This window comes from Streptomyces nigrescens, assembly GCF_027626975.1.
Taxonomy (GTDB): domain Bacteria; phylum Actinomycetota; class Actinomycetes; order Streptomycetales; family Streptomycetaceae; genus Streptomyces; species Streptomyces nigrescens.
Genome location: NZ_CP114203.1, coordinates 2512079 through 2531139, shown reverse-complemented (window position 1 = coordinate 2531139; position 19061 = coordinate 2512079). Strand labels below are relative to the sequence as shown.

The window sequence follows — 19061 nt, the reverse complement described above, 5'->3', positions numbered from 1 at the left end:
GAGGAGAGGCGACGAGCCAGGCAGGCGGCGTCAGAGGACGCGGCGGGCGGCGAGAATCGTCCAGTCCGTGATCGGCGTGATCCGGACCGGCTTGGTGGTCCTGGGAGCCTCGATGACGAGGCCGTCGCCCATGAACATGCCGACGTGCTCGGGCCGGGAGGCAGTGCCGCGGCTGAAGACCAGGTCGCCTGGGCGAAGGCGCGTGGCGGAGACGGCCTTGCCCTCGTGGACCTGCGTGTACGTGGTGCGGGTGAGCTTTACGCCGGTGTGCGCGTACGCCTGCTGCATCAGCGAGCTGCAGTCGCAGCGGCGCATCGGGTCAGGCCCGTGCGCGGCGGTGCAGGTGCCGCCCCACTGGTAGAGCGTGCCGAGCTGGTGCATCGCCCACTCGATCGCCCTGCGGGCCTTCGGATCGGCGTCCTTGGGGATCTTGTAGCCCTTCGGGACGGTGCCCTCGGGGATGGGGCCCCAGCTGGAGCCGTCCTTGCCCGGGACACACGCTGAGGAGGCGCCCGATGACGCGCCCTTGGGGTCTTTGCCCTGGGCGGAGTGGGGGAGGGACGCGGTGATGGCCTTATCCAGCGCGGTGGCCAGGCTTTCCCACTTGGCGTACGCCTCGGGGAAGCCGGACGCCTGGACGGCTTGGGCGGCCTGGGCGACGGTCAGCTGCTGCCAGCCGTGAACCTTCACCAGTGCCTTGTAGAACTTCGTCGTGGCGTAGACGGGGTCGTGGAGCTGCTGGGCGGTGCCCCAGCCCTGGCTGGGCCGCTGCTGGAACAGCCCGACCGAGTCGCGGTCGCCGCTGTCCAGGTTGCGCAGGCGTGATTCCTGCATCGCGGTGGCCAGGGCGACGACCTGGCCACGGGCCGGCACGTTGAGGCTGATACCGGTGGTGACGATGGTCTGGGCGTTGGGGATCTGCGTCGCGGGCAGCGTGAGGTCCTTGATGTGGACGTGCTTGCTGTCCGCGCCGTCGAGGATCTTGGTGATCTTCTTCGTGACCGCACCGGTGTCACCCGCGGGGAGGCAATCACCGAACTGGCCGCTGTTCTGAGCGGCTTGGCTGGCAGTGGCCATCATCGTGGCCGTGCCGAAGAGGAGTACGGGGGAGAGGACGACGACGCCGAGGCCAGCGGCGAGCGCCTTCAACCCGTGCGGCCCGCTCGCAGATCACCGTTTTCGGGCAGGGGTGGGTAGCGAGAGGTCATGAATGTGTCCTTCGGGTGCAGTTCCGGCGTGCCGCGTGCGCTTGGAGTGGTGGAGGGGGCGCGGCGGCCGGGGTGGGCGGTCGAGGTGTTGGTCGGCTTTGGCGAGTTGCCGCTCGCCGCGCCGGCCAGGAGGCGAGTTAGGGGTGCCGGGGCAGGGGGAACCTCCGTGAGGCAGGGTGGGGGACAGCCAGCGGCGGTGTGCGCCGGGCAGTTCAAAAACAGTAGGCCCAGATCGGCAGCTGACCAAAAAGTCGACGTGAGGGGTCGGAATCCGGCACCTCAGTACGGCACTTCTTGGTCGTCGGCGCATTCGCCTCTACAGTTTTGGGACTCCCCTCGCCTCCCGCTCGTAGCCCAGGGTTTCTGCATTCCCAATCCGGCTCGCGGGGACTTACACGTGCGATGGGGAGCTATTCCACCTCAAGCTCCCACCCGAATCGGGGTTCTCTTTGCCCTTTTCCCTTCACCAGGGCGACGCTCTCAGCGTCCTCGCCGACCTTCCAGACGACTGCGTCGACTCCGTCATCACCGACCCGCCGTACAACTCCGGCGGGCGCACGGCGAAGGAACGCACCACCCGCAGCGCGAAGCAGAAGTACACATCCGCCGATGCCGGCCATGGCCTCGCCGACTTCACCGGCGAGAACATGGACCAGCGCAGTTACGGCTTCTGGCTGACGCAGATCATGACCGAGGCGCACCGGCTGACCAAGACGGGTGGCACCGCCCTGCTGTTCACCGACTGGCGCCAGCTCCCCGTCACAACAGATGCGATCCAGGCGGCCGGGTGGCTGTGGCGGGGTGTGCTGGCCTGGCACAAGCCGCAGGCCAGGCCCCAGAAGGGCCGCTTCACCCAGAACTGCGAGTTCATCGTCTGGGCTAGCAACGGTCCCATCGACGCTTCCCGTAACCCGGTCTACCTGCCGGGGCTGTACTCAGCCTCGCAGCCGTCGGGCAAACAGCGCCAGCACATCACGCAAAAGCCCGTCGAGGTGATGCGCGAGCTGGTCAAGATCAGCCCCGAGGGCGGCACGGTGCTCGACTTCTGCGCCGGCTCCGGCTCCACGGGGGTGGCGGCCCTGCTGGAAGGCCGCGACTTCATCGGCGTAGAGAAGACGCAGCACTACGCCTCGATCGCGGCCGACCGTTTGACGGAGACAATCCGCACAACCCTCACCCAGGACGACGTGACGCTCACTGCCTGACGCCACAACGGCACGACCTGCGGCGGAGTTTTACACCCTTCGCGGACCTGGCGGCACCCCATAGCGCCCTGCCGAGAGTCCGAGGGCGGAATTGCTCACCACACTTCCCGCTTCCCCATTTCCACGGCTCGTAGGAGGCCATTCCTTTCATGCCTGAATCCGTAGAACCCCCTGTCGACGGGGAGTTGGAACCGGTCCGCATTCCAGATGCTCAATTGGAGGGGATAGAGGCCAGCGTCCGACGGCTGATGGAGCAGTCGGCCCAGCAGGCCCAACAGCTCGATCACCTTTCCTCCACCCCGGCCGCCGGGGGCGGCTCTCCGTTCGCGGCGTTCGGCCTGCCGGCGCCCGGCGGACCGGTCCCGGCAGCGCCGCCGGAGCCCCGTCCCATCCTGGAACTGGAGGGCGAGGCGTACGAGGACGAACTCGACGGCCTCTCGGACTGGGTGGATGACTTCCTCCTGCCCGCCTACGGGACGGAGGTCACCACGGCGACCCCCTGGTGCCTGCAGTGGCAGGAGCACACCGACGTCGTCGCTTGGCTTCATGCCCTGTGGCTCGCCTACCAGCAGCACAAGGACCCAGAAGCGGGCCCGTCGGGGATGCTCGTATGGCACCGGGACTTCCTGACCCACACCATCGCCGCGATCCGCTCGCCAGGCGGTCCGCTGTCGGCGTGCATGACTTCCCCGGACCGACCCGCGCACCGGGTGCTTCCCGGACCTCCGCCATCGGCGCGAGCCGAGAAGGCGACAGAGACCGAGCCGGAGCCATCCGCGTCCGGTGAGCACGAGCTGACGTCATGACCCGGGGGCAGCATCAGCCGGCCTTCGGCCTGAGCTTCGATCCTCGTGCCCTCACTGACCTCCTCCAAGCCCCCACCGACATCCGCGACCTCACCCTCGCGTACCTGCAAGAAGTGGTGAACGCGGAGCGATTCGGGCTCCGGCTCACGGGTGACTTGGAGGGCTACCGCAAACTTTTTGTCGACTCCCGGAAGGACTGGCGCGTCGTCTACGGCCTCCGTCCGGCGCCCGAGACATCCACCTACCGACAGGAGATCCACGTCGTCGCTGTGCGGCCACGGGCCGGCAACGACGTCTACGACACCGTCGGACGCCGCCTGGGGATGACCAGCCGGCCGCTGAGCGCGCGCACCCACGCGGCCCGCTCCAGCTCCCCGCAGCTCACGACCTGCCGCCCGGCGCCCATGCCTTCCGCGGTACCGGGCCTGCCCCACCTCCCACAGGCACCCTCGCACCATCACGCCCGTTGAATACACGGAGCCTTGCCTATGCCTCCTGATCCCGCGCCGGTACCCGCCCGGCGCGCGGTCTCCCAGCTCGACCACCGCATCGAGTCCAGCACCGGCCACGACGTCGATGCCCTGCGAGAACGCCGCGACCGCGGCGTTCTCGACGAGCCGCACGCCCGCCTGGTCGACCGGCACCGCGAACTGGCCCAGGCCGAGACCGCCGTGACCTTCTACCGCACCCACCTCCACCGCTTGACCAGCGGCGAGTTCCCGATCGATGGAGCCCTGTTCGAGCGCATCAAGAGAGCCGTGGAACAGCTGGAGAACGCCGCCGACGAACGCGACGCCGCCGCTCCGCAGGTGATCGCTGCGCTTGAGCCGATCGAGTCCGCCGCCCGCACAGCGCCAGCGGCCAGAAGCGAACCGATCCCAGCCGCCGACCAGGCAGCGCTGCTGGCCATCATCGGCGGCGCCAAGCTCTACCAGCACCTCCACACCGGACGGATCTCGGCAACTACTGCCGCCGGCATCCGCATCCCCTATCCCGAGCTGAAGCGGCTCGAATCGGCCGGGCTCATCTCACGGGACACCAGCCATCCCCTCCACGCCGGCCAGCCGCTCGCCCTGACCGAAGCCGGGCGCACCGCGCTGGTCTCCGCCCGCCGCATGCCGGCGACCGAGGCGGCCACGAGGATCACCCGGCCAGGAGCGTGGCCCACCACCTCAGCTCATCGGCGCTGACCGCGCCGATTCCCCATCGAAAGGCTCCATGTCAGCTACCGAATCAAACCCGCCTGACGACCGAAGTCGGCACGCGCCTGAGCTGGATGCACGGCTTGACGGCTTCGGGGCCGACGAGAAGACCACCCAGGACTATTACGGTCAGATCGTCCTGATCGAGGACCACCTCATCCCGCTCGGCGAGCACCACACTGCCGATGGCGTCCACAGCTTCTACGTCCTGCACGACTCCTCGGCCACCTGGGACGTACCAGGCCACCCCCAGTACGTCGCTCTTCACCTTCAACGCGACCTTGAGTCAAAGACGTTCCGCTTCGAGCGAGCTCTGCTGCCACTGCCCGCGATGGCGCAGTCGTGGCTGATCCACCGTGGCTGCCCGCCGCAGTCCATCGGGCTCAACCCGGAGCTGGGCCCGAAGCCCGCGGACGAGGCGACGCGGGCCCTGGAGCGACGGCTCATGACCGACGGAGACCACTTCGCACTCGGGTACTCCTACACCTGCGACGACCCGGGCGACCCGGTCATCGTGGTGGCGCTGCGTGCCCTGGACGAGCAGGCCCCGTCCGAGTACCGCGTCGTGGCCGAGGAACTCGATTCCAACGCGTGGACCTACAGCCTGCGCGAGGGCGGCTTCGACACGGTCGAAGAAGCGCTCCAGTGGTGTGACGACCGGCTCAGCGGCACGGCCGGACCGCTCCCACCCGTCAGGCCGGCCACGTCATTCGCCCGGACCGCTCCCGCACCGAAGGCGCCTGCTCCACACCCGCCGGGCCGATCACGATAAGCCTCAAAGCCACCGTGCGCGGCGAAACATAGCCGACGATCGCCGGTTGGCCAAACCGGCGATTCTCCGGACTCTTATATGGCCGCCGGGACGACAGATCTGGCCGCCTCTCCACGAATTCCCCCTTCCCTAAGGAGGCTTATTTCGCATGCGCTCAACCCGAATTGCGGTATCCGCCGCGATGCTCGGCGTTCTCGCCCTGCCGATTGCCTCGGCGGCGGTGGCTACGGCCGCCCCGGCTACCGCGGCGAGTAGTGCCCAGGTCGCCCGGCCGTGTGACCGGCCTGGCCCGTGGGTGATCGGTACGAAGGCCGTCACCATCCGCTCGAAGGCGTCGTCGAAGTCCTCCGCCGTCGGGATTCTGTACCGCGGCCACAAGTTCACCGTCCACAAGACCCGCGGCAACTGGCACTACATCACCGACACGAACACCGGTGAAAGGGGCTGGGTCTCCGGCACCTACGTCTACCGGCAGGTCTACATGTGCCTCGACTGATTTAGCCGCCTCCGCCTGCCCCACCTCTCTCCCTCCCATCAACTGTTAGGAAATCTCCTTGCGCCTTTCCCGCATTGCCGCTGCCGCAGCTGTGACCGCGGCCATCGCCCTGCCCGCCGTCACCGCTCCGGCCGCCAACGCCGCAGCCCCGGCGTCTTTCGCTGCCTCTGCCTCGTGTGACAAGTCCGGGCCGTACAAGGTCCACGCCAGCGCCGTGACCATCCGATCCAAGGCGTCGTCGAAGTCGACCGCCGTCGGGGTTCTCTACAAGAGCCACAAGTTCACCGTCCACAAGGTGACCAAGTCCGGCTGGTGGGTCTACATCACGGACAAGAAGACCGGCGTAAAGGGCTGGGTCTCCGGTGTCTACGTCTACCCGACCGTCTACACCTGCCTCCACTAAAAGGCCACACCACGCCGCGCCGTCAATGGCTATCGGCGACCTCTCACGGAACCGCCGCAGATGAAAGGAGTCCGTTGTGCTTGACGGCGTAGACGACGTCATGGGCGTCATCACCGAGCATATCGAAGCCCGCTTCGATATGAACCTCGCGGAACTGCAGAAGGCTGTCACTGCGGCTCCGCACGCGAACCGTGAGGCCACAGACATCGTCCGCTGGCACGGCATGCTCGCAGAGTCCCAGAAAGCACTGGAAAGGGCTGAGGACGAACTCGTTGCCGTGCTCGAAACCCAGCCGATTGAACTCGACGATCGAGCTATGGCAATGGCTCACCGAGTGAATATGGCCGTAACCGCGAGGAACGGGCGAGCCATGGTCGTGCAGTGGCTCCTCGACCCCGCCGCGTATGGAAAGCAGGGCCTGGCCGCGGAACGGCTGGCCCGGCTCAGCCGCGGGGCCCGGCAGGGCCCGGCCGTGCAGACCAGCGCGCCATTCCGGCCAGCGACTGCACCGGAACCGGCATCGGGACGAAGGTTCCTGCGGTGAGCGTCCGACTCAAGCCCAGCACCCTGGACGGCCGGCTGGAGCAGGTCTTCGACGCCGTCATCGCCGACCTGTACGCGACAGCCGCCAGTCCGGACGCCCCCGCCGCGGTGACCCGCGCCATGGAGCTGCGTTCGTTCCTCGCCCTGGCCGAGGAACAGGTCATCCGTGTCCGCGACCGAGTCCACCACGCCATGGCGGCCGAGCGCGACATGGACGAGCTGTCCGCGGGTGACCTGCGGGTTGACGCGCAGTGGCTGGAGGCCGCGCTCGATGCCCGCAACGGCTACCGAGCCGCGCTTGATGACCTGCTGCGCACCATGCCGACTGCTGTCCAGAAACCCCGGCCCGTCCGCATGGCACAACCGGTGGCCACCACCACCCTCCCCACCGCCGCCCCGGCACCGCAGCGTGCCGGGGCGGCCCGGGCCCGACCGTGAAAGCCCCCGATTGCCTGACCACATCACGTCACCCGAGATAGCCGGACAGATCCAGGACCTGTACGGCGCACCGCTGGCCGACCTGGAGGCATACAGCCAGGACCAGCCGCCCGGCATGCTCGCCGCCCTTCTCGGCATGCACTGCGACCTCGCCGTCGCCGAGCAGAGCATCACCGTCCACCGCGACCGCCTCGCCCAACTCGTCCACCCGGATCGGCAGATCGGCGGACCTGAGGTGTCGCACGTTCTCGACTGCGCCCGACGGCTCGCCGAAGCAGTCGCTGTGCGCGACCTCCAGGCCAAGACGGCTTTCGCCGTCCTCACGAGCCTCGGTCGCGTCACCCCGACCCCGGGGCGCGCCGCCTCACCCGAGCCGGCACCCGCCCCCGTGCCAGCCCTGCCCGCTTCACCCGTCCCGGCCGCGAGCCCTGCTCCAAGCCGCTGACCCACGGGCTCCGTTCACTCACCCAGGAAGTTCCTCCATTGGCTACCACCGGTCTGCCCTCCGACACCGACGCCGATATCGCCCGCGTCTCCGAGGCCCTGGCCATGATCACTCCGCGATGGCACGTGCGGATCCTGCTGGCGCTGGGCCGTCCGCTGCGCTACAGCGAAGTCGCGGACAAGGTTGCCTGGCTGCAAAACGGCCAGCTCCATCCCCGGCTTCAGTCCCTGTGCGAAGCCGGCCTCGTCCAGCGCACCGAGCACACCCCGCGGCACGTCACCTACGGCCACACCGATCGCGGCGCCGCCCTGCTGCCGGTACTGCCGCTGATCGTCACCTGGGCGGAGGAACATCTGGAGAAGGCAGACCGGCCGCTGCCCGCGATCGAGCAGATCGAGGACAGCCTCACCCTCCTCACCCGGCGCCACGCCGCCGCGATCCTGTGGGTACTGAAGTCCCGCGGGCAGACCGGCGGTCGGACCCTGGCCAAGATGGTCATGCCCGACAGCGACTGGACCAACGTCTACCCGCCCCTGAGGCAGCTCGTGGCTGACGGCTTGGTCGACACCGCCGGCATCGGGAAGCCCTACCGCCTGTCCGGTGCCGGCGACGCTCTCGGGCCTGTCTTCGGCGCTCTGTCCGCGTGGTCGGCCGGGCAGCCCCTCACCCAGGCTGCCCGGCACCCGCTCTGGGGACGCCCGGACACCGCGCCCGCTCCGAAGGCGTGGGTCAGCAACCAGTCGCGGCTACCGGCCCCAACCGCCACGCCCGCACCCAGCACGAACGGCCAGATCTCCTCACTGACGTGGCAGCACCGCGACCTGTTCTCCCATGCCACACCCGCTCGTTCGCGGGCAGCACTCGCGGCGGGAGGGCCGCGCCGATGAACAGCTCCCCCTCCACAGCCACCATGCCGGATGCCTGCTCGGCGCTTTCCTATCCGGCCCTGATCCGCCTGATCTCCGAGATCGACGACAACGGACCCATACCCCTGCGCCGACTGGCCGGCACCCTCGCTGATCTCTCCGAGTACCGCCTTCGCAGGGCCACCGATCTGGCCCGCGACCTCGGCCTCGTCCACGTCCAGCCTGGAGGCCGCCTCGAACTGACCACATCCGGATCGGAGTTGGCGGACCTCTACGACGCGACAGCACGGTGGGCCCGCCGCCACGCCTATCCGAGCACCACCTCCGACTTCACCCACCGCATCCAGAGCACCCTCGCACTCCTGGCCGCGGCACCCGCCCTCACTGAGGAGCGCGGCCTCTGTGACCCAACAGCCGACTCCCAGCTGACCGCGGACGCTCACGCCGACTTGACCGGGGCACGTGATCTGCTGGATCAGTGGCTGGCCGCGAACCAGGCCGTCCAGCTCGGCGCGTCCCAGTCCGCCGAGTGACGGGCCCCACCGTCTGGCCCCGGCAGCCCGGCACAACCGCTCCGACCTTGCTGCGTGGCGTCTATCTGCCCCGGGCGGCCGACGGCGCCGCGTTCGCGATGACCACCTACGGCATCCCCCTCCTCGTCCTGGCCACTACCGGGTCCGCGGGGCTGACGGGGTTGGCCTTCGCACTGGAATGGCTGCCCCGGCTGGGCGCCTTCGTGGTGGCCGGCACCCTCGTCGACCGCCACGGCACCGCACGCGTCCTCCGCGCCGCGTGCGTCCTGCGGGCCCTGGTCGTCCTCACCGCTGCGCTCCTGCTGACGATCCACGATGCCGGGGCGCTCGCGGCGGTGCTCGTCATGGTGCTTGCCCCGGTATCTGGCGTCCTCACCGAGTTCAGTTACGTCGCCGCCGAGACCGCCGGCGGCGAGGCGAGCCGGACAGCCGGAGGCCAGGCGCACCGAGTGCAGTCCGTTCTGCTGGGGATCGACCAGAGTGCCATGCTCGCCGGACCTGTGGTGTCGGGCCTGCTGTTGGAGCACGGTGGCCCGGCAGTGATGCTCAGCACGCTCGCGGGCTTCTCGCTCCTCGCCGCCATCCTCAGCCCCCGCCAGCGCTTGCACCCGATCGGTGCTATGTCGGAGAAGAGCGGGCTCGGGGCCGGCTGGCGGACGCTACGTTCGCTGCCGGCGCTCGCTTGGCTGGTGGGCGGCCTGCTCGTTTCCAACGTGGCCATCGGCCTTCTCCAGGCGGCCATGCCGGTGATCGTGGTCACTGAACTCGGGCGTTCCAAATCCGATGCCGGACTCATCTGGTCCGCCGCAGCCCTCGCCTCCCTGCTCGCCGTCACCTCAGCCCGCCGGGCGATCGACCGCTGGGGCCTGTGGCCGGTGGGCACCGCCGCCGCTGCCATCGCTGCCACGGCAACCCTCGCCGTCGCCCATGCCGACTCCTACCGCGGCTACCTCCTGCTGATCGCCGTCCTGATGGCCGGCGAAGGCGGACTCACCGTCGTCCTGCGCACCATGCGCTCCCATCTCATCCCACGCGATGTCTTCGGCAGCACCCTCGCGGTGACGATCCTGCTGCTCCTGCTGCCCTTCCCCGCAGCCGGACTCCTCGTCGCGGCGATTCCGCCCTCCCAGCTCGGACACGCCGTCACCGCTGCTGCCCTCCTGCAAGCCCTCGGTCTCGCGACCGCCTTCACCCGGCTACGCACGCTGCCCGCCGCATCTTCTTGACCCGCGGCAAAGAGAGGATTCACCGCTCATGCCCACCATCACGCAGGACCGACTGCCGGGCCTTTGTCCTTCCTCGACGATCACCGACCGGTTCCGCGCCTTCGATGCCCAGCACCCCTGGATCTACCGCGCCTTGGAGCAGCTCGTCGAGGAGAGGCTCGGCGCTGGGGCGAAGAAGGTCGGGATGAAAGCGCTCTTCGAGGCCCTGCGATGGCGCCACCCGCACAAGGTCAGGGGACTCAACAACAACTACACGGCCCTGTACGCGAGACGGCTGCTCGCCGAGCACCCGCAGTGGGCATCCGTGATAGAGATCCGCCGCCGACGCAGCCCGTGAACACCCCATCCCATCACCCGAACCTGTCCTGACCTTCGAGGAGCCTGTTCTTGTCCGACCGTCCTGTCGCCCTGGGCGTCGCCGCAGCCGACACGGAGGGGCAGGCCGGTCGCGTGAGTCCGACAGCCGCTTCGGCCCGGCGCAGCCGGGGCCTGCTGACCGGCTACTTCCTCGGCATGGGAGTGGTGATGGCCATCTGGGGCGCCCGGATGCCGGCCGTACAGCAAGCCGCTCACCTGACCACCGCACAGCTGGCTCTGGTGCTGCTGGCCGCTGCGCTCGGCATGGTCGCCGGACTGAAATTCGGAGGCCGTCTAGCCCTCCCCGAGCGGCTTCCCACCCTGCTCACCGGCGGAGCCGTCGGCCTCGCCGGCTGCCTTGCCCTCCTGGGGCAGTGCCACAGCCTTGCCTCGCTGCTTGCGGTGGCGCTGGCGTTCGGGGCCACGCACGGCGTATTGGACGTCGCCGCCAACTCAGCGGCGGTGCGCTGCCAGAACGCGTACGGCCGGTCGATCATGTCCGGCTTCCACGCCGCTTACTCCCTCGGCGCTCTCGGTGGCGCCGCCCTGACCGCCGCGACCGCCCGCACCGCGCACACCAGCCTCTTTCTCGTAACCGGCCTGGCTGTGGCGGTGGTTGCGCTCGGCGCCGCACCGGCGACCCAGACCCTGAGTGGTGCCGATCAACCGACGACGCCCACCTGCCGAGGGGCCGACGACCGCCGACCGCCGCTGTCGCCCGCGAAGTTGTGGCTGCTGGGGGCGCTGGCCGCCGGATCGCTGTTGGGTGAGGGGGCAGCCGCCGACTGGGCGGCCGTCCACCTGCACAGCCTGCATGCCACAACGGCCGTAAGCGCCATCGCATTCGCCGTCTACAGCGCCGCCATGGCCCTCGGACGCCTGACCGGGGACCGTCTCCACACCGTCTTCGGCGCCACAGTCGTGGTCCGGGCCGGCGCGGTGCTCGCCGCGGCTGGGCTTGCCACCGGCGTCCTGGCCGCCAGTGTGCCGTGGGCGCTCGCCGGATGGGCGGTCTTCGGACTCGGCCTGTCCACCACCGTCCCCTCGCTGATCACCGCGGCCGGAGCCGGTGGCCCCAGCGCCGTGGCCACGGTCGCCGTCATCGGCTACGTGGGCCTGCTGGCCGGCCCCGCCCTGATCGGCGCCCTCGCCAGCGTCACTGCCCTGCCCGCGGCTCTGCTGCTGCCCGCCCTGCTCGCTGCCGCCGTTGCCGGCCTGTCCCATCGCGCTCTGGAGAACACCGCCCCGTGCCCCGCACCACCACGCACACCGGCCCCGACGCCGTAATCCTCGACTACAACGGCGTTCTAGGCGTCCAGCCCACCATCACCCAGTGGCTCCGCCTCGCCCGCACTGCCACCTGGGAGGCAGACCTCGCCGCATTCCAGAACGCTTTTTGGAGCGCGCGTGACCTCTACGACGCCGGCCAGCTCAGTGACCAGGCGTACTGGGCTCAGGTCCTCGGCTTCCATCCCAGCAGGCGCCTGCTGCGCGAACTACGTGTCGCTGACACCAACATGTGGATCACCACCGACGACCGCGTCCTGCGTGTCCTGCACCGCGCCCACCAGACAGGACTGCCGATGGTGCTCCTGTCGAACGCGCCCGCCCACCTCAGCGACGTGCTCGACACCCACGACTGGCGCCACCTACCAACACGCCCTGAACATCCTCGGATCCGTCCAGCCGGAGCGCGTGCTGTTCGTGGACGACCGTGCCGACAACTGCAGCGCTGCCCGCCGACTGGGACTGCGCACGCTGCACTACACCGGCCTGCCTGCCGACCTCGAAGCCGCCATGCTGCCCTCCGAATGACCGTCTCCACCCCTCAACCTCTCAGGACCTTGTGGCACCCCCCGATCACCCTCACACCATCGACGGAGACGTTTTCGTCTCCCCCCGCTACCTCGCCGGATCCAGCGGATTCGGCGACCCCGGGTTCGCTCCGGTCGCCGCCTGGCCGCACCACCACCTGGACGACGGCCCGTGTCAGCTCGTCGTGACCTCTCCGGACCACCGCATCCGGATCGGCTGGTTCGGCGACGACCACGACCTGTGGAAGATCACCGCTTCCGAGGACGCCGCATCCATGCCGCGCTGGACGGCGACGTTCAACCAGAACACCCCCGCCGAGATCGTCGCCGGTCTCACCACTGCCCTGGCCCGCGACTGGGCCGAGGACGAAGACCCCTTCCTCGCACGCCCGTCGATCTACTGGCCCGACAGCATCAAGCCGCTGCTCACAGCCGGCTGGACATACAGAGCGGCCGAACGAGGCACAGTGGAGATCATCGCCCCCGACAAGCAGGCGGGAGCCCTCATCGACGTTCGCCGCCACGGCCCGGACGACGAGACCACCACACTGTGGGCCGGACCTCCCGGCTGGGGCACCCGCGCGGAAGCACACTTCACCGCCCACACCCCGTCGCACCTGATCGCAGCCACTGCCGCCGCCCTGGCCGACCCTGCCCCCGTCCCCCGCTATAAGCATGGCCTTGATCCCCAGCTCGCTGCTCTGGCCCAGCTCACCCCCGTACGACCGCCCAAGCCTGTGGCACCGACGCCGCTGGAAGTCCGGAGAGCCGCCCCTAGCCGACCGGCCGCCCTTCCCACCTCCAGCGTTCCGCGCTGGAGCACCACCAGCCGCCCTGCCCTGCCCGGACCACGTCGCTGACGAGGCAGTTCCCGCAGACCGATCAGCTCTTGAGACCCCGGCTTCTGACAGGACCCGCCTATTCCTGAGACACCTGACGTCAAGATCAGCAGAGATGTGTTCGGCATCGTCGACGCCGAAGGCGGTGACGACCTAGCCGTCCAGTTGCTCGGGCGTGCCGGCTTCCTCCGGTCGATGTGGAACGACCGGGCCGTGTATCACCTGCCTTTGAACATCGGCGAACAGCGCGAGAACGCAATGGCCAGTGCGGCGGCGCAAATGCTCACCGTCGCCCGCTACACCGTGGACCTCGACCCCGCCCTCCGCGGGCCCGAGGCAGCTAACGAGGCAGAACCGCAGGACAGCCACAGCGCCCAGTTGCAGATACGGGACCTGACCGACCGGATGCTCGGAGCCGACAGCTATGTCTGCGCCGAGTACCACGCCGATCAGGTGCTGCACCCGGACTTCGGCGTGATGGCGCGGCTCAGCGAGTTCTTCAAGGCTGCGGCCGAGCAGGCCCAGGCGTCCGGCAGCGATGAGGGCTCGGAGCTGCACCACCGGTTCACGGAGGCCGCCACCACGCTCACCGCTCTCGGTGAAGAGCTGGCGGACGCCCCCGAGAGGCTCAGGGAACTCGGCCCGCCCAAGCCGCGAAGGCGCGACCGCGCTTCCCACTACAACGCCACCACACCGAAGCGCCCGATCACCGCCACACCGACCGCCGGGTGCGCGCGCTCCATTCCGCCTGCATCTCCCGCCCTGCCCCCGCGCCACCATCGCTAGCAAACTGGAGGCCCATATGCCCCTGTACGCCCGTGAGTTCTTTACCGAGCTTGGAATACCCTTCGCCAACAGCACCGTCGTCGGGAACACGTACTACGCGACGCCCATCCCCGGCGATCCGCGGCGGCTGCGGATCGATTTCTCCCCAACCATCCGTGCGTTTACCTACGGCGGACTGCGCGTCCAGGTCATCCATCCGCACACGGGCGAAGTCGATTCCACGGTCCTGACATTCAGCGACCATGAGACTTTCCTCCTCCGCGATCGGATCGAGAGCGAGCGGCCCGGCTACAGCCAACACGGCACATTTGACAAGTACCACCGTGCTGGGGAAATGCCCTGGCAGGGTGCCGAGTTCGACGGCCTGCGCCGCGCCATCGAGCAGTACAGCCAGGTGTGGTTTCCCGGCGCGTGGGCTACGGCGACGCCCTCTCGCAGCCCTGGCCGGACCGTTCACCAGGCCCCGACCCCGCCGGCTTCCCCCAGCGCGGGGCGCACCCGCTGAGCCACCCCATGACCGAATGATCACCTTCCAACAGCAGGCCCCCGGAACCCGTTCCGGGGGCCTGCTGCGCATGCCCTCCTCGGCCGAGAGCCACTGGTCCGGCGCAGGCCGCTACGCGTACCCCTGCCCCAGCTCCAGCGCGGGCACGAGCACGGCAGCGGCGTCGCAGTCGTGACAAGCCCGTGCACCGGGCCGCATCAGCGCGTCGAGCGCCTCCATCGCGCCCAGCTCGACCCCTCCTCCGCCAGCCTGTCGGCAGTCTGCGTCATGCACCACCGTTCCGCCGCGCCGCTCCGGATCGGGCCGCACAACCCACCCCGAGGGCCGCGGCGGAGGGAGCTCTGGCGGGAGCCGGTGCGTCGGAACGCGGGACAGATCCACCCCCTCGATTGGCTGGAGCTGATCGGATGTGACCCAAACTCCGTATTCGGCTGCTTCCACGCCCGCCTGCGTTGCCACCCAGGACGGCACCCCGATGCGATAGCGCCACTGGTGCTGCCCCCGCGTCTCACACCTCTCGTGAAGCCGTACGCGTACGGTCTGTCCGTCCGGCAAAACCAGCGTGATCTCGGCCGGCCCGGTTCCGGCCGACGCCTGGTCCTCGGCGCCACGGCCCATCTACGGCGCTCCGGACTCCAGCTGCCTCGCCCGCCCGCGCAGAGCCACCCGCTCGCCGCATCCCGCATCGCGCGATGACCAGTGCGGGTGCCACCACACCTGCACCGACAGCTTCAGCAGACGCCGCCGAAGCGCAGTCGTTCCTCCTCGTCGCGCTGGATCGGCGAGGGCCCGGTACGTACGGTCCCAGGCGCATTGCGCGGCGAGAAGATCCTCGGGGAAGGAAGGGCATCGCATACCAGCTATTGCATCACGTGTTCGATTTCCGGCGCATCTGTGCAGGTGGGGCATGTGGTTCTGGCTGTGACTTAGCGCCGTAGTTGGCCCGCCCGGCCAGATCCACGCTCAGTACTCGGTGGAGCTGGTCCACGGCGTCCCATCGGCCCGAGGAACCGGCATCTGAACCAGCGCCGAAGATCACGCCTGCGGGCCAACAACACCGCATCCCCAAGCCAACCAGACCGACGGAAGGGCCGATAGCCGCATGTGGTGGCTGATGTCTGAGGTCCAGGCCCCAGACCAGTGTCCACATCGGTACCTGACATACCCGACACTTCGCAGCCACGCTGATCTTGTTAGCGTCCTTTGCCATGACGACTGACGATTTCCGCCGTGATCTCAATGCCATCTGCAAGGCTGCGGACAGCGGCTACCTACTGCAAGTGGTTCGCGAGGGGAGTCGCGAGCCCCTTGCCGAGACGGACCTTTCACACTGGCCTGACTGGCCAGCATTCCCGGCCGACGCAGCCCATGCGGCGGGGTGCGAGCTCGTCATGCTCGGTTACATGATCTGGCCTGACACGGCCACCTCCGACTCGCTGCTCGGTTGGCGTCCTCTACATGGTCAGCAGGCATGGTCAGCGAAGGTCGGCACCTTCGCCCAACTGCAGGCCGCCGGAATCTGACGGCCGCCGGCTGCGAGATCGTCGGGCCGCAGACGGAGCGTGATACCCGACTGAGCACGCATCTGGCCAGGCGGGCCAACTACGGCGCTCGGTCACACTGGCACCTGCCCCGCAGCACCGATCGTGGCGGGCGGCTGTTCTGGCGCTGCACTCTGAACCCTGGTGGACGTCCCGTCACGCCGTCTATGCCGCGCTAGGCTGCCGCAGTGATCGAGCCCTCCGAGCTGCCCGGCGACCCCTCCGAGCTGCGCCTGCGGATCTCCTATGACGACGGACTGTGCGACACTCCGCAGGCCGACACGCTGGAGCGGTGGGATGTGGCCGTCCTCCACCGGCGCCGTACGCATCACGGTGGCGAGGACTCGGCGGCGACCACTGACTGCGTCCACGCGGGCTGTCCCTCGTGCACTGTGGAGGACGTCGCGATCGGGTCGATGACCTTCTACCGGGTGCATCTCGACCGCGGGCGGAATGCCTACTGGGCCATGGAAGAGGAATCCGAGGAGCTGTACGAGATCGCGCAGGTGCTCCTCGACCCGCAGACCGGCTCGTTCACCGGCGAGGTCAGCGAGCTGTTGGAGTACATCGGCACCGGCCTGCTCGTCATGGACCGGGTGACCCTGGACCGGCAGTGGCGAGGCCATGGCCTGGCCGTCAGCTTGGCCACCGAGGCGATCCACCGGCTCATGCCGGGCTGCCGGGCCATCGCCTGCGCACCAGGCATCACCGACCTCAGCAACCACCGCCTCAAAGACCGAACCGAGTGGGACCGCGTGAACACGAAGATCGCCCGAGGGTGGGAGCGCATCGGCTATCGCCTGTACCGCGACAACATCTTTCTCCTCTCGCCCGCTTCGCAGGACTTGGAGGAGCAGCGCGGCGTGCTGCGGGGGCGGCTCGTGGAACTCGGCGCATCTTGGAGAGCCGCCACGACATGACTGGTGCCGCGGCGAGGGACGAGAGAGCAATCGCGTTACCACGCAGGGCACATGAGCGTCACCGGTCGGGCAACCAGAACCCTTAGCGGCTCCGATGGCGGACCGGTACAGTCCTCCGGCACTTGCGATGGCGGGGCCATTCTGCTCGGCACCAGACGGTTCCGTCTTTGCCGCCTAGGCCGGCTCACGGCGTCCACAGCAGGGAGCCCCGATACGAAGACGATGAGTCGGCCAGCAGAGACCTCACACCCCCTGGAACACCGAGCCTCCCCATCGCACGGAAGCCCTGGTCGATCGCCCGCCATATCTCTTCGTCACGAGGGTGCATGCCCGTCAGCATGAAGGCCCCGCAAACGAGGGCGCTGGCATTTTCCCGTTGTCACGCCTCGATTGGATGACAGCGGTCACCAGTTCGCCTGGGGCAGACGCGAAAGATCCACGAAAGACTGGCCAAGGGTCGCAGGGGCATGTCAACGTAGACATCTTCCCGGAAAACCCCAGGTCAGAGAGGTGATTGCTCGTGAGCGTGGCCCCTGTCAGCCCCGGCTTTTCCACTACTGCCGAAGCCCTGCGGCTGCGCGAGTGGCAGCTCGGTCCGGGCCAGCCCACGTTCGTCTTGGACCAGTTCTCCGCCGAGGACTTCAATCTGATCGTGGACGACCGTGGGGACGTGCACGTGAGCAGCAAGGACGGCTGCTTCTACCTCGGATGGTTCCCGCTCGGTCGCCCCGGTGGCGACGGTGAGGGCTGGAAGATCGCCGTCACCGGCACTGCCAAGGTCCGCGGCTACCAGATGTCCTTCGATATGGAGACGCCGTCCGACGTGGTCGCCGCCGCTGTGGCACGCGTGCTGGAGACCTCCCGGCGCTGTTGACGCCAAAGGCTCGGATCGGAAGTCCTCCACGCGAGCTCTCCTGACCTCGGCGGCACGATCCGCCACCCACATCCAAGGAGGCTGTCCGTGGACCACACGGAGTTGACCGTCGGCGATGTCATCGACCTGCTGATGGCCTGCGATCGGGATGCGCCGGTGCGACAGGCGATGAACCCGTTCTTCCCGATGGCGCACCGACTCGCGCAGGTAATCCAGTCCGTGGACGAGGCCGGACGCCCCGTCGTCTACCTCGCTGAAGGGCGGGACGCGGACACGCAGCTCGGTCATCTGCCGCCCGAGGTCGCCGTCGAGCTGGCTTGGCAGTCGCCCGTCCAGGCGCCCCCGCGCCGCCCCCGCCGTACCGCCAGCGGCAAGTAGAACCGCACACCTAGCCTTTGGAGGCGCCTCTGTACCCCGAGCACCCGCTCGACCCGCCCACCCCGAACAAGGGGCAGAGCGCGTACTGGGTCGGTCCCCGGCACCTGGCCGGTGACGACGGACGTCTCTACGACACCGTCGCCGACACGCTCGCCGGCCTCGGCTGGACGAGCCTGACGATCGTCCGCGGACGGCAGGAGCCGGACGATCAACCGGAGGACCGCCAGGTCCTGCGCAGCACCGTCCTGCACATCAGCCCCGACACTCTCTGCTGGGCCCAATGGGTTCTGGCGGACGAGCCGTTCCACCTGGGGGACCTGCCGATCGCCTGGCAGATCTCCGCTCGCGCGGACGCGAGCAGCCCGCTCGCGCAGTGGTCCGCCTACTTCACGCCCGATATACCGGGGGAAGTCCTCGCCGACTTCCTCGTCGCACTCGATGCCCGCGACCAGCCCGATGTCTCGCTCGGCGGCGCCGAGTTGGTCCTCGATGCGGTCACCGCACACGGCTGGCTCCGCGACATCGATCAGCCCCACGCGGGAGCGATCGACCCGACCTTCGCCTCGCACCTCAGCTTCGGCGAGATGCCGCCTCTCATCCAGGATGCCGACCTGCGCGCCCTGACGGCTCAGGCCGACGAGGCGGGGCCGGCCGGGTGGCAGGCGTGGGCCGAGCCCGTGCTGGGCGCACCGATCCTGTGGGCCGCGTCCTTCGGCGCCAGTGTGCCGCACGACCTGGTCGCCGTGTTCGCCAACGGGCTCAGCTCGACCGCACCAGTCCTGCGCCGGGTCCTGCCCGAGAGCACGCGCGAGCGACTCCTGCGGGCCCCGGCCAGCTGAGACGGGGACGGCGTGCCGTCCCCGTTTCAACACATCATTTTCCTTCTACCAGGTGGAGGTGGGTA

The 19061-nt window shown here is 68.9% G+C and carries 25 protein-coding genes; 23 read left to right on the top strand and 2 right to left on the bottom strand.

The window, feature by feature from the left end; translation table 11 throughout:
* Nucleotides 1–30: 30 nt before the first annotated feature.
* Nucleotides 31–1149 carry a C40 family peptidase gene (locus tag STRNI_RS11445; protein WP_277411178.1) on the bottom strand — a complete coding sequence of 373 codons (1119 nt, stop codon included), beginning with the start codon at nucleotides 1147–1149 and terminating at the stop codon, nucleotides 31–33.
* Between the two features lie 508 nt (nucleotides 1150–1657).
* On the opposite strand from STRNI_RS11445, the gene STRNI_RS11440 reads away from it, so the two are divergent.
* From STRNI_RS11440 to STRNI_RS11350, 18 genes are all read left to right on the top strand, one after another.
* Nucleotides 1658–2413 carry a DNA-methyltransferase gene (locus STRNI_RS11440; protein ID WP_277411177.1) on the top strand — a complete coding sequence of 252 codons (756 nt, stop codon included), beginning with the start codon at nucleotides 1658–1660 and terminating at the stop codon, nucleotides 2411–2413.
* 248 nt (nucleotides 2414–2661) lie between these two features.
* Complete coding sequence (locus STRNI_RS11435; RefSeq protein WP_277413235.1) at nucleotides 2662–3219, top strand: DUF4913 domain-containing protein; 558 nt, start codon at nucleotides 2662–2664, stop codon at nucleotides 3217–3219.
* The gene (locus STRNI_RS11430; protein WP_277411176.1) at nucleotides 3216–3689 is read left to right on the top strand and encodes a hypothetical protein; all 474 of its coding nucleotides are present in this window, start codon (nucleotides 3216–3218) and stop codon (nucleotides 3687–3689) included. Before STRNI_RS11435 ends, STRNI_RS11430 begins: the two co-directional genes overlap by 4 nt.
* 18 nt (nucleotides 3690–3707) lie before the next feature.
* The gene (locus tag STRNI_RS11425; RefSeq protein ID WP_277411175.1) at nucleotides 3708–4409 is read left to right on the top strand and encodes a hypothetical protein; all 702 of its coding nucleotides are present in this window, start codon (nucleotides 3708–3710) and stop codon (nucleotides 4407–4409) included.
* A gap of 28 nt (nucleotides 4410–4437) precedes the next feature.
* Nucleotides 4438–5193, top strand: a complete 756-nt coding sequence (locus STRNI_RS11420; RefSeq protein WP_277411174.1) for a hypothetical protein — start codon at nucleotides 4438–4440, stop codon at nucleotides 5191–5193.
* 148 nt (nucleotides 5194–5341) lie between these two features.
* The gene (locus STRNI_RS11415) at nucleotides 5342–5689 is read left to right on the top strand and encodes an SH3 domain-containing protein (protein ID WP_277411173.1); all 348 of its coding nucleotides are present in this window, start codon (nucleotides 5342–5344) and stop codon (nucleotides 5687–5689) included.
* Between the two features lie 58 nt (nucleotides 5690–5747).
* Nucleotides 5748–6092 (top strand): SH3 domain-containing protein, encoded by a 345-nt coding sequence (locus STRNI_RS11410; RefSeq protein WP_350254638.1) that lies wholly within the window; start codon nucleotides 5748–5750, stop codon nucleotides 6090–6092.
* A gap of 76 nt (nucleotides 6093–6168) precedes the next feature.
* Nucleotides 6169–6636 (top strand): hypothetical protein, encoded by a 468-nt coding sequence (locus STRNI_RS11405; protein WP_277411172.1) that lies wholly within the window; start codon nucleotides 6169–6171, stop codon nucleotides 6634–6636.
* Complete coding sequence (locus tag STRNI_RS11400) at nucleotides 6633–7073, top strand: hypothetical protein (protein ID WP_277411171.1); 441 nt, start codon at nucleotides 6633–6635, stop codon at nucleotides 7071–7073. Before STRNI_RS11405 ends, STRNI_RS11400 begins: the two co-directional genes overlap by 4 nt.
* A gap of 10 nt (nucleotides 7074–7083) precedes the next feature.
* A complete protein-coding gene (locus STRNI_RS11395) occupies nucleotides 7084–7518 on the top strand; it encodes a hypothetical protein (protein ID WP_277411170.1) in 435 nt (144 codons plus the stop codon).
* Between the two features lie 38 nt (nucleotides 7519–7556).
* Nucleotides 7557–8405, top strand: coding sequence for a winged helix-turn-helix transcriptional regulator (locus tag STRNI_RS11390; RefSeq protein WP_277411169.1), 849 nt, complete (start codon nucleotides 7557–7559; stop codon nucleotides 8403–8405).
* A complete protein-coding gene (locus STRNI_RS11385) occupies nucleotides 8402–8917 on the top strand; it encodes a hypothetical protein (protein ID WP_277411168.1) in 516 nt (171 codons plus the stop codon). Before STRNI_RS11390 ends, STRNI_RS11385 begins: the two co-directional genes overlap by 4 nt.
* Nucleotides 8914–10143, top strand: coding sequence for an MFS transporter (locus STRNI_RS11380; RefSeq protein ID WP_277411167.1), 1230 nt, complete (start codon nucleotides 8914–8916; stop codon nucleotides 10141–10143). Before STRNI_RS11385 ends, STRNI_RS11380 begins: the two co-directional genes overlap by 4 nt.
* Nucleotides 10144–10171: 28 nt before the next feature.
* Nucleotides 10172–10480, top strand: a complete 309-nt coding sequence (locus STRNI_RS11375; RefSeq protein WP_277411166.1) for a hypothetical protein — start codon at nucleotides 10172–10174, stop codon at nucleotides 10478–10480.
* A 113-nt stretch (nucleotides 10481–10593) separates the two neighbouring features.
* Nucleotides 10594–11787 carry an MFS transporter gene (locus tag STRNI_RS11370; protein ID WP_381845837.1) on the top strand — a complete coding sequence of 398 codons (1194 nt, stop codon included), beginning with the start codon at nucleotides 10594–10596 and terminating at the stop codon, nucleotides 11785–11787.
* A gap of 559 nt (nucleotides 11788–12346) precedes the next feature.
* Nucleotides 12347–13174, top strand: coding sequence for an SPDY domain-containing protein (locus STRNI_RS11360; RefSeq protein WP_277411165.1), 828 nt, complete (start codon nucleotides 12347–12349; stop codon nucleotides 13172–13174).
* A gap of 96 nt (nucleotides 13175–13270) precedes the next feature.
* Nucleotides 13271–13939, top strand: a complete 669-nt coding sequence (locus STRNI_RS11355) for a hypothetical protein (protein WP_277411164.1) — start codon at nucleotides 13271–13273, stop codon at nucleotides 13937–13939.
* Nucleotides 13940–13955: 16 nt separating this feature from the next.
* Nucleotides 13956–14444, top strand: a complete 489-nt coding sequence (locus STRNI_RS11350; RefSeq protein ID WP_277411163.1) for a hypothetical protein — start codon at nucleotides 13956–13958, stop codon at nucleotides 14442–14444.
* Between the two features lie 111 nt (nucleotides 14445–14555).
* Here the strand turns inward: STRNI_RS11350 and STRNI_RS11345 are convergent, their stop codons facing one another.
* Complete coding sequence (locus STRNI_RS11345; protein ID WP_277411162.1) at nucleotides 14556–15062, bottom strand: DUF6233 domain-containing protein; 507 nt, start codon at nucleotides 15060–15062, stop codon at nucleotides 14556–14558.
* Between the two features lie 590 nt (nucleotides 15063–15652).
* On the opposite strand from STRNI_RS11345, the gene STRNI_RS11335 reads away from it, so the two are divergent.
* The 5 genes from STRNI_RS11335 (at nucleotide 15653) to STRNI_RS11315 (ending at nucleotide 18996) form a co-directional block, all read left to right on the top strand.
* Entirely contained in the window at nucleotides 15653–15967 is a 315-nt protein-coding gene (locus STRNI_RS11335) for a hypothetical protein (protein WP_159482642.1), read from the top strand.
* A 206-nt stretch (nucleotides 15968–16173) separates the two neighbouring features.
* On the top strand, nucleotides 16174–16905 hold the full coding sequence (locus tag STRNI_RS11330; protein WP_277411161.1) for a hypothetical protein: 732 nt from the start codon (nucleotides 16174–16176) through the stop codon (nucleotides 16903–16905).
* A gap of 520 nt (nucleotides 16906–17425) precedes the next feature.
* Nucleotides 17426–17779 (top strand): DUF317 domain-containing protein, encoded by a 354-nt coding sequence (locus STRNI_RS11325; RefSeq protein WP_277411160.1) that lies wholly within the window; start codon nucleotides 17426–17428, stop codon nucleotides 17777–17779.
* A gap of 132 nt (nucleotides 17780–17911) precedes the next feature.
* Nucleotides 17912–18157: a hypothetical protein gene (locus STRNI_RS11320; RefSeq protein WP_371872453.1), complete on the top strand. Its 246-nt coding sequence runs from the start codon at nucleotides 17912–17914 to the stop codon at nucleotides 18155–18157.
* Between the two features lie 17 nt (nucleotides 18158–18174).
* Nucleotides 18175–18996, top strand: a complete 822-nt coding sequence (locus STRNI_RS11315; RefSeq protein ID WP_277411159.1) for an SPDY domain-containing protein — start codon at nucleotides 18175–18177, stop codon at nucleotides 18994–18996.
* Nucleotides 18997–19061: the final 65 nt, after the last annotated feature.

Excerpts from the sequence above, each read along its gene's own strand:
- STRNI_RS11320 (WP_371872453.1), top strand. The coding sequence starts at position 17,912 with ATGGCCTGCGATCGGGATGCGCCGGTGCGACAGGCGATGAACCCGTTC.
- STRNI_RS11435 (WP_277413235.1), top strand. The coding sequence starts at position 2,662 with ATGGAGCAGTCGGCCCAGCAGGCCCAACAGCTCGATCACCTTTCCTCC.
- STRNI_RS11375 (WP_277411166.1), top strand. The coding sequence starts at position 10,172 with ATGCCCACCATCACGCAGGACCGACTGCCGGGCCTTTGTCCTTCCTCG.
- STRNI_RS11335 (WP_159482642.1), top strand. The coding sequence starts at position 15,653 with ATGACGACTGACGATTTCCGCCGTGATCTCAATGCCATCTGCAAGGCT.
- STRNI_RS11430 (WP_277411176.1), top strand. The coding sequence starts at position 3,216 with ATGACCCGGGGGCAGCATCAGCCGGCCTTCGGCCTGAGCTTCGATCCT.
- STRNI_RS11350 (WP_277411163.1), top strand. The coding sequence starts at position 13,956 with ATGCCCCTGTACGCCCGTGAGTTCTTTACCGAGCTTGGAATACCCTTC.
- STRNI_RS11345 (WP_277411162.1), bottom strand. The coding sequence starts at position 15,062 with ATGGGCCGTGGCGCCGAGGACCAGGCGTCGGCCGGAACCGGGCCGGCC.
- STRNI_RS11420 (WP_277411174.1), top strand. The coding sequence starts at position 4,438 with ATGTCAGCTACCGAATCAAACCCGCCTGACGACCGAAGTCGGCACGCG.
- STRNI_RS11415 (WP_277411173.1), top strand. The coding sequence starts at position 5,342 with ATGCGCTCAACCCGAATTGCGGTATCCGCCGCGATGCTCGGCGTTCTC.
- STRNI_RS11385 (WP_277411168.1), top strand. The coding sequence starts at position 8,402 with ATGAACAGCTCCCCCTCCACAGCCACCATGCCGGATGCCTGCTCGGCG.
- STRNI_RS11425 (WP_277411175.1), top strand. The coding sequence starts at position 3,708 with ATGCCTCCTGATCCCGCGCCGGTACCCGCCCGGCGCGCGGTCTCCCAG.